Raw genomic sequence first — 6,947 nt, 5'->3', positions numbered from 1 at the left:
TTGCCGCCGCCCCCGCCGCCCGCGCCCGAGAAATCGTGGGAGGATCGTGCCCTCACCGCCGGCGCGTGGCGCTATGACGCGGGGAGCCGCACCGCGAGCTTCGTCCAGAGCGGCAACCCCGGCCCGCTGCTCTCGCTTGCCTGCAGCGGCGGCAGCGTCCGCCTGACCTCGGGCCTCGACGGCGATGTCGCGCTGCGCACCAGCGCCGGCACCGACCAGATCCGCTTCGACGGCGGCAGCGCGAGCGTCCCGAGCGGCGACGCCCGGCTCGACCGCATCGCCTTCAGCCGCGGCCGCTTCGCGCTCGAAGGGACGACCGGCGCGCTGACGCTCCCCGTCCAGTCCGAAATCGGCCGCGCGATCGAGGATTGCCGGGGCTAAAGGGCGGCCTCTGCTTTGGCGGAGGATGTCCGTGATGCCTTCGTTCGCCCTCGCGGCCCGGATTTTTCAAAGTTCAGGAAAGTTCAGCCCATTGCATGGTCCGTTGCGACCGGGCGGATTTCCGAACGCCATTCACCCGCCTCGCCGCGTCGATCCCCAAAGTGAGAGTGTCGGGTGAAGGCTGACACGGCGGGATATGTAGGAAAGGCTTATTGGAAGGCGATGGCGGCTTTGGGGTGGTTTCCAGATCTTCGTCATCCCGGACTTGATCCGGGATCCATTGCAGCGCCGAAGTCGTGGACCCCGGATCAAGTCCGGGGTGACGATGAAGGATAGGTCGCCTTCCGGTCGGGAAGCACCCATCCCCCTAAACCTAAAATATCCGCTTTCCAGCGGTATCGCGCCATGCCGGCTGCATCGCCCGGAGCTTTGGAGGCGGCACCTCCCCCGGATGGTGGGCTATCGCACCACGCTTCAGAGTGGCAAACGCAACGGTTCCGGCCGTCTCGCTCCTGTCGCCTCAAGCCCCCAAACGGACCGTCCCGCCCCTGATCCAGCCCCAGCGGCACGGGCCCTGATATTCGCGGGCATTCTGCACCGACTTGCCGACGCCGCACATATCCTCGTCGGTCCCCGGCGCGGCGAAGACGATGCCGAACCAGGCGTCGTCGTCGGTTGCCTCGCACACCGAGACCTTCGCGCCGCCCGCGACCTTTGCCTTGACCGCACGCGTTTCGCCCGGCGCCCAATAGACGTCGGTGCCGCCGTCCTTGACGCGGCTGATGCTCGAACAGGCGGGCAGGCTCGGCCCTTCGGTGCCGATCATCACCGCGCGCGTCGCCAGCGGTTCGCCCGCCACCGCCGGGGCATTGTCGGCGGGGGGCGCAGGCTGGCCGCAGGCGGCGAGCGAGAGGGCGAGAAGCATCGGGAGACTCTGTTTCATGGACCCGAAACTAGCCGCCGCGCCGCGGCTGTGCAACGGCCCTTCGGAATCGCCCGAGAGGCGCATTTTCGCTTGGGTTTTACCTCCCCCGACCCTATATAATCGATATGACAGAGCCCAGCGAGAACAGCGCGCCCGAAAGCGCCTCGAAACAGCCCAACACCAACGCCTATGGCGCCGATTCGATCAAGGTCCTGAAGGGCCTCGACGCGGTGCGCAAGCGCCCCGGCATGTATATCGGCGACACCGACGACGGGTCGGGCCTGCACCATATGGTGTTCGAGGTCAGCGACAATGCGATCGACGAAGCGCTCGCGGGCCACTGCGACCTCGTCCTCATCACCTTGAACAGCGACGGATCGGTCAGCGTCGAGGATAATGGCCGCGGCATTCCCACGGGCATCCACGCCGAGGAAGGCATTTCGGCGGCGGAAGTCATCATGACCCAGCTCCATGCGGGCGGGAAGTTCGAGAATACCAGCGACGACAATGCCTATAAGGTTTCGGGCGGCCTGCACGGCGTCGGCGTCTCGGTCGTCAACGCGCTCAGCGAATGGCTCGAACTCACGATCTGGCGCGACGGCGAAGAGCATTGGATGCGCTTCGAGCATGGCGACGCGGTCGCCCCGCTCAAGGTCAACGGCCCCGCCCCGGCGGGCAAGAAGGGTACGCGCGTCACCTTCATGGCCTCGACCGAGACCTTCAAGAATGTCACCGAGTTCGACTTCGAGAAGCTCGAGCATCGCTACCGCGAGCTCGCCTTCCTGAATTCGGGCGTGCGGATCAAGATCGTCGACGCGCGGCACGCCGAGCATGTCGCGCACGATCTTTTCTATGAGGGCGGCATCGCCGCGTTCGTCAAATATCTCGACCGCAACAAGACCGCGCTGCTGCCCGATCCGATCGCGATCAGCAGCGAACGCGACGGCATCGGCATCGACGTCGCGCTCGAGTGGAACGACAGCTATTACGAAAATGTCCTCTGCTTCACGAACAACATCCCGCAGCGCGACGGCGGCGCGCACCTCGCGGCCTTTCGCGCCGCGCTGACGCGCACGCTCAACGGCTATGGCGAAAAGTCGGGGATGCTGAAGAAGGAAAAGGTCAGCCTGACCGGCGAGGATATGCGCGAAGGCCTGACCGCGATCGTCTCGGTCAAGCTGCCCGACCCGAAGTTCAGCAGCCAGACCAAGGACAAGCTGGTCAGCAGCGAAGTCCGCCAGCCGCTCGAAAGCCTGATGGCCGACCGGATGACCGAATGGCTGGAGGAAAATCCGGCCTATGCCAAGGCGGTGATCCAGAAAGTCATCGACGCTGCCGCCGCGCGCGAGGCCGCGAAGAAGGCGCGCGAGCTGACGCGGCGCAAGGGCGCGATGGATATCGCGAGCCTGCCCGGCAAGCTCGCCGACTGCCAGGAACGCGACCCCAGCAAGTGCGAACTGTTCCTGGTCGAGGGCGATTCGGCAGGCGGATCGGCGAAGCAGGGCCGCGACCGGCATGTGCAGGCGATCCTGCCCTTGAAGGGCAAGATCCTGAACGTCGAGCGCGCGCGCTTCGACCGCATCATCTCTTCGAAGGAAGTCGGGACGCTGATCCAGGCGCTCGGCACCGGCATCCGCGACGAATTCAACATCGAGAAACTGCGCTATCACAAGATCGTGATCATGACCGACGCCGACGTCGACGGCGCGCATATCCGCACCTTGCTGCTCACCTTCTTCTATCGCCAGATGCCCGAGATTATCGAAAACGGCCATCTCTACATCGCGCAGCCGCCGCTCTACAAAGTCGCGAAGGGGCGGAGCGAAGTCTACCTCAAGGACGACACCGCGCTCGAAAATTATCTCGTCGATGCCGGCATCGACGCGCTGCTGCTCGAAACCCCGGGCGGGGCGCGGTCCGGCAACGACCTGCGCGAGTTGATCGAGCATGGCCGGCGGCTGCGCGCGCTGATGCGCTATGTGCCGCGCAGCCTGAACCACGGGCTGGTCGAGGCGCTCGCCTTTGCCGGCGCGCTCGACCCGAACCTCGACACCGCGGGGCGCCACAGCGCCGCCGCGACGTCGGCGACGTGGCTCAATGCCGCCGAGCGCGCGCTGACGGGGGGCGGCGAAGCGGTCTGGACCGTCGAGGCGGTCGAGGGCGGAGGCTACACGCTCGAGCGCCGCTGGCGGGGGGTAAGCGATCTCCATGCGGTCGATGCGGCGTTCCTGCAAAGCCAGGAGGCCCGCCGCCTGCACAAGCTGGCGAGCGAGCAGGCCGAAACCTATGCCCGCCCCGGCCGCCTCGTGAAGGCGAGCGGCGCGGCGGCGGTCGAGGTCGAGGCGACCGAGGGCGACGAGGAGGATGTCCCCGCAGCTTCGCCCGCCAAGTCAAACCCGGTGACGCGCCCGTCCGAACTGCTCGACGCGATCTTCGCGCACAGCCGCAAGGGGCTGTCGATCAGCCGCTACAAGGGGCTGGGCGAGATGAACGCCGAACAGCTTTGGGAAACGACGCTCGACCCGGCGCACCGCTCGCTTTTGCGCGTCAGAACCGAGCAGGCCGACGTCGCCGACGGCATTTTCGAGCAGCTGATGGGCGACGAGGTCGAGCCGCGGCGCGACTTCATTCAAACCAATGCCTTGAGCGTCGCCAACCTCGACGTCTGATCGCGGATTCGGCCCAGCGCGGCGCGGACGGCTTGCGCGAGCCGATCCGCGCTGGCTAGGGACGCGTACCCAACAGGGGAGGCTGAATATGCGGCGCTTGATGGCGATAGCCCTGCCGTTGCTGCTGGCGGTGCCGGCGGTCGCGCAAGGGCAGGACGGCAGCGACGACACCGAAATCGGCAGCGGATTGGCGAGCTATTATGGCGACGAACTCGCTGGCAACCGCACCGCAAGCGGCGAGCGTTTCGACCCCGCCGGCTTCACGGCCGCGCACCGCACGCTCGCGTTCGGCAGCAAGGTGCGCGTCACCAACCTCGCCAACGGCAAGAGCGTCGTCGTGCGCGTCAACGATCGCGGCCCGTGGGGCGGCGGACGGGTGATCGACATCAGCCACGCCGCGGCGAAGGAAATCGGAATGCACCGCAGCGGCACCGCGCGCGTGAGCATGACGCTGGTCGACGGCGCCGACTAGGCCCGCCCGGCGTCAGCCGACGCTCGAATCGAACACCGACCAGCCCGCCGCATAGGCAAAATGTTCGAGCGCGATCGCGCCGACGAGCGACGTCCCGGCTTCGTTGAGGCCGGGCGACCACACCGCGATCGATCCCTGCCCCGGCGCGATGCAGAGGATGCCGCCGCCGACCCCGCTCTTGCCGGGCAGACCGACGCGGAAGGCGAATTCGCCCGAATTGTCATAGTGACCGCAGAGCATCATGATCGCATTGATCCGCCGTGCGCGGTGCGGCTCGATGATCTGCTCGCCGGTCAGCGGATCGCGGCCCTCCAGCGCGAGGAAAAGCCCCGCCTTCGCAAGCTGGCGGCAGGTCATCGCGATCGCGCACTGGCGGAAATAGACCCCGACCGCATCTTCGACCGGATGGCGCAGATTGTCGAACGCCCGCATGAAATAGCCGAGGCTGCGGTTGCGCGCGCCCGTCTGCGATTCGGAGGACGCGACCTCCAGGTCGATCGCGATGCTGGCGTCGCCGGCGCGGGCGCGCAGAAAGGCGAGGATCTCCTCGACCGTCGCATCGCCGTCGCGGCCGTCGATCAGCCGGTCGGTCGTCGCGATCGCGCCGGCGTTGATCAGCGGATTGCGCGGGATGCCGGCTTCGCTTTCGAGCTGGACTATCGAGTTGAACGCGCTGCCCGACGGTTCGCGCCCGACGCTGTCCCACAAGCTGCTTCCGACGCGGCGAAGCGCGAGCGCGAGCGTGAAGACCTTTGACACCGACTGGATCGAGAAGGGAATATCGGCATCGCCCGCGGTGTGAACCGTGCCGTCGGGAAGCGCGAGCGCGAAGCCGAAGCGGTCCGGATCGACCTTGGCGAGCGCCGGGATATAGTCGGCAACCTTGCCCTGCCCGCGGTGCGGCAGGGCGACGTTATAGGCTTCGGCGACGCAGCGGGCGAGATCGGTCATGCGCTTTTCCTAGCAACTTCATTCGCGATTGCATGTATTTTCATTTTTCAGCAAATATTGTACATAAGTGAAATCAATTCACGACTCGGGAGACGAGACATGGCCGACCATCCGCGATCGAAGGGGCTTTCGAGCGCCGTCTGTTACAAGGACAGCAAGGCGGCGTTCCGCTGGCTGGAGGAGGCGTTCGGGTTCGAGCCCGTTTTCGTGCTGCTCGACGAGCAGGGCAATCTCGCGCACAGCGAGATGGAATATGGCGCGTCGACGATCATGGTCGGCAATGAATGGTCCGACGATCATCGCAGCCCTGCGAACCTCGGCGGCAAGAACACGCAGACGGTGCATGTCCAGCTGGGCGCGGGCGACGATATCGACGCGCATTGCGCGCGCGCCCGCTCCGCCGGTGCCGACATCATCGCGCCGCCCGAAACGCAATTCTACGGCGACCGCACCTACCGCGCGAAGGATCCGGAGGGGCATATCTGGACCTTCGGCGTCACCGTCGAGGAAAAGACCTCGGACGAATGGGACGCCGAGGGCGGCTTCACGACGAAGACGCGGCTAGACGATTGAGCGCCGCGCTCGACCGGATGCTGGAGGCGCTCGCCGACCCGAAGCGGCGGCGCGCGATCGAACTGCTCGGCCAGCGGCCGCGGAGCGCGGGCGAACTGGCGAGCGAGCTGGGGCTCGCGCCGCCCGCCATGAGCCGCCATCTGCGCGCGATGAAGGAAGGCGGGCTCGTCGAGGACGGGCATCCCGACTTCGACGCGCGCGTGCGCATCTATTCGTTGAAAGACGGCGCGACCGACGAGCTCAAGCGCTGGCTCGCCGAGACCGAGGCGTTGTGGATGCACCAGCTTGGCGCGTTCAAGCGTCACGTCGAGGACGGGAAATGAGCGCCGCCGTCATCGTCGCGCTGCGTGTCGGGGCCTCGCCGCGGGCGGCCTTCGACGCGTTCACCGACGGAATCGGCCGCTGGTGGACGAGCCATCCGCTATTCCCGCTGTCGTCAAAGGGCGACGGGACGCTTCGTTTCGACCCTTCGGGGCCCGGCGGACGGCTGGTGACGCGCTTCGACGATGGCGAAGAGTGGGAGATCGGCCGGGTGCGACACTGGCTCCCCGGCGAGCGGCTCGTCTTCGGTTGGCGGATCCCGAGCTTCGCACCCGACCAGGCGACCGAGGTCGAGGTGCGCTTCGAGGCGGTCGGCGCCGACACGCGGGTGACGGTCGAACATCGCGGCTGGGATGCGATCCCGCAAAAGCATGTCGCGCGGCACGGGTTCGAGCTGATGCTGTTCCAGCGGCGCCTCGGCGAGCATTGGCGCGGATTGCTGAAAGGCATGAGCCAGAAGCTCTAGCACGATGTCGGCTTTGGGAGGGAAGCGGACGTTATGGTCCTCCCCATCGACTTGCGATGGGGAGGTGGCGGCCCGAAGGGCTGACGGAGGGGCCAAGCGCGCAGCGCTCGCTAACACTCACTGCCCCTCCACCACCGCTTCGCGGCGGTCCCCCTCCCCATCGCAAGTCGATGGGGAGGAGCTTATGGC

At 66.7% G+C, this 6,947-nt stretch carries 8 protein-coding genes; 6 read left to right on the top strand and 2 right to left on the bottom strand.

Going from position 1 to position 6,947, the window contains the following annotated elements:
• Positions 1 to 381, top strand: a 381-nt coding sequence (locus tag ATE64_RS22075; RefSeq protein ID WP_058801298.1) for a hypothetical protein, incomplete at its 5' end; no start/stop codon positions are given.
• Positions 382 to 901: 520 nt separating this feature from the next.
• Here ATE64_RS22075 and ATE64_RS20305 read toward each other — a convergent pair.
• Positions 902 to 1,306 carry a hypothetical protein gene (locus ATE64_RS20305; protein WP_058456520.1) on the bottom strand — a complete coding sequence of 135 codons (405 nt, stop codon included), beginning with the start codon at positions 1,304 to 1,306 and terminating at the stop codon, positions 902 to 904.
• A gap of 125 nt (positions 1,307 to 1,431) precedes the next feature.
• Between ATE64_RS20305 and gyrB the strand changes: the two genes are divergently transcribed.
• Positions 1,432 to 3,975, top strand: coding sequence for a DNA topoisomerase (ATP-hydrolyzing) subunit B (gene gyrB / locus ATE64_RS20300; RefSeq protein WP_058456519.1), 2,544 nt, complete (start codon positions 1,432 to 1,434; stop codon positions 3,973 to 3,975).
• Between the two features lie 88 nt (positions 3,976 to 4,063).
• On the top strand, positions 4,064 to 4,447 hold the full coding sequence (locus ATE64_RS20295; protein ID WP_058456518.1) for a septal ring lytic transglycosylase RlpA family protein: 384 nt from the start codon (positions 4,064 to 4,066) through the stop codon (positions 4,445 to 4,447).
• Between the two features lie 12 nt (positions 4,448 to 4,459).
• On the opposite strand, the gene ATE64_RS20290 is transcribed toward ATE64_RS20295, so the two are convergent.
• Entirely contained in the window at positions 4,460 to 5,398 is a 939-nt protein-coding gene (locus ATE64_RS20290; protein WP_058456517.1) for a glutaminase, read from the bottom strand.
• A 99-nt stretch (positions 5,399 to 5,497) separates the two neighbouring features.
• Between ATE64_RS20290 and ATE64_RS20285 the strand changes: the two genes are divergently transcribed.
• Genes ATE64_RS20285 through ATE64_RS20275 form a run of 3 tightly spaced genes read left to right on the top strand, consistent with a single transcriptional unit; the run spans position 5,498 to position 6,758 of the window.
• On the top strand, positions 5,498 to 5,971 hold the full coding sequence (locus ATE64_RS20285) for a VOC family protein (protein WP_058456516.1): 474 nt from the start codon (positions 5,498 to 5,500) through the stop codon (positions 5,969 to 5,971).
• A complete protein-coding gene (locus ATE64_RS20280) occupies positions 5,968 to 6,294 on the top strand; it encodes a metalloregulator ArsR/SmtB family transcription factor (protein WP_058456515.1) in 327 nt (108 codons plus the stop codon). Before ATE64_RS20285 ends, ATE64_RS20280 begins: the two co-directional genes overlap by 4 nt.
• Positions 6,291 to 6,758: an SRPBCC domain-containing protein gene (locus ATE64_RS20275; protein WP_058456514.1), complete on the top strand. Its 468-nt coding sequence runs from the start codon at positions 6,291 to 6,293 to the stop codon at positions 6,756 to 6,758. Before ATE64_RS20280 ends, ATE64_RS20275 begins: the two co-directional genes overlap by 4 nt.
• Positions 6,759 to 6,947 lie beyond the last annotated feature (189 nt).

This window comes from Sphingopyxis sp. H073, from assembly GCF_001468395.1.
Classification (GTDB): Bacteria; Pseudomonadota; Alphaproteobacteria; order Sphingomonadales; family Sphingomonadaceae; genus Sphingopyxis.
The sequence above is the reverse complement of the archived record's forward strand: the minus strand, read 5'-3'. Positions and strand labels throughout refer to the sequence as shown.

Bases quoted from the DNA above. Each gene is read 5' to 3' on its own strand.
- ATE64_RS20275 (WP_058456514.1), top strand. From the start codon at position 6,291: ATGAGCGCCGCCGTCATCGTCGCGCTGCGTGTCGGGGCCTCGCCGCGG.
- ATE64_RS20290 (WP_058456517.1), bottom strand. From the start codon at position 5,398: ATGACCGATCTCGCCCGCTGCGTCGCCGAAGCCTATAACGTCGCCCTG.
- ATE64_RS20295 (WP_058456518.1), top strand. From the start codon at position 4,064: ATGCGGCGCTTGATGGCGATAGCCCTGCCGTTGCTGCTGGCGGTGCCG.
- ATE64_RS20285 (WP_058456516.1), top strand. From the start codon at position 5,498: ATGGCCGACCATCCGCGATCGAAGGGGCTTTCGAGCGCCGTCTGTTAC.
- gyrB (WP_058456519.1), top strand. From the start codon at position 1,432: ATGACAGAGCCCAGCGAGAACAGCGCGCCCGAAAGCGCCTCGAAACAG.
- ATE64_RS20305 (WP_058456520.1), bottom strand. From the start codon at position 1,306: ATGCTTCTCGCCCTCTCGCTCGCCGCCTGCGGCCAGCCTGCGCCCCCC.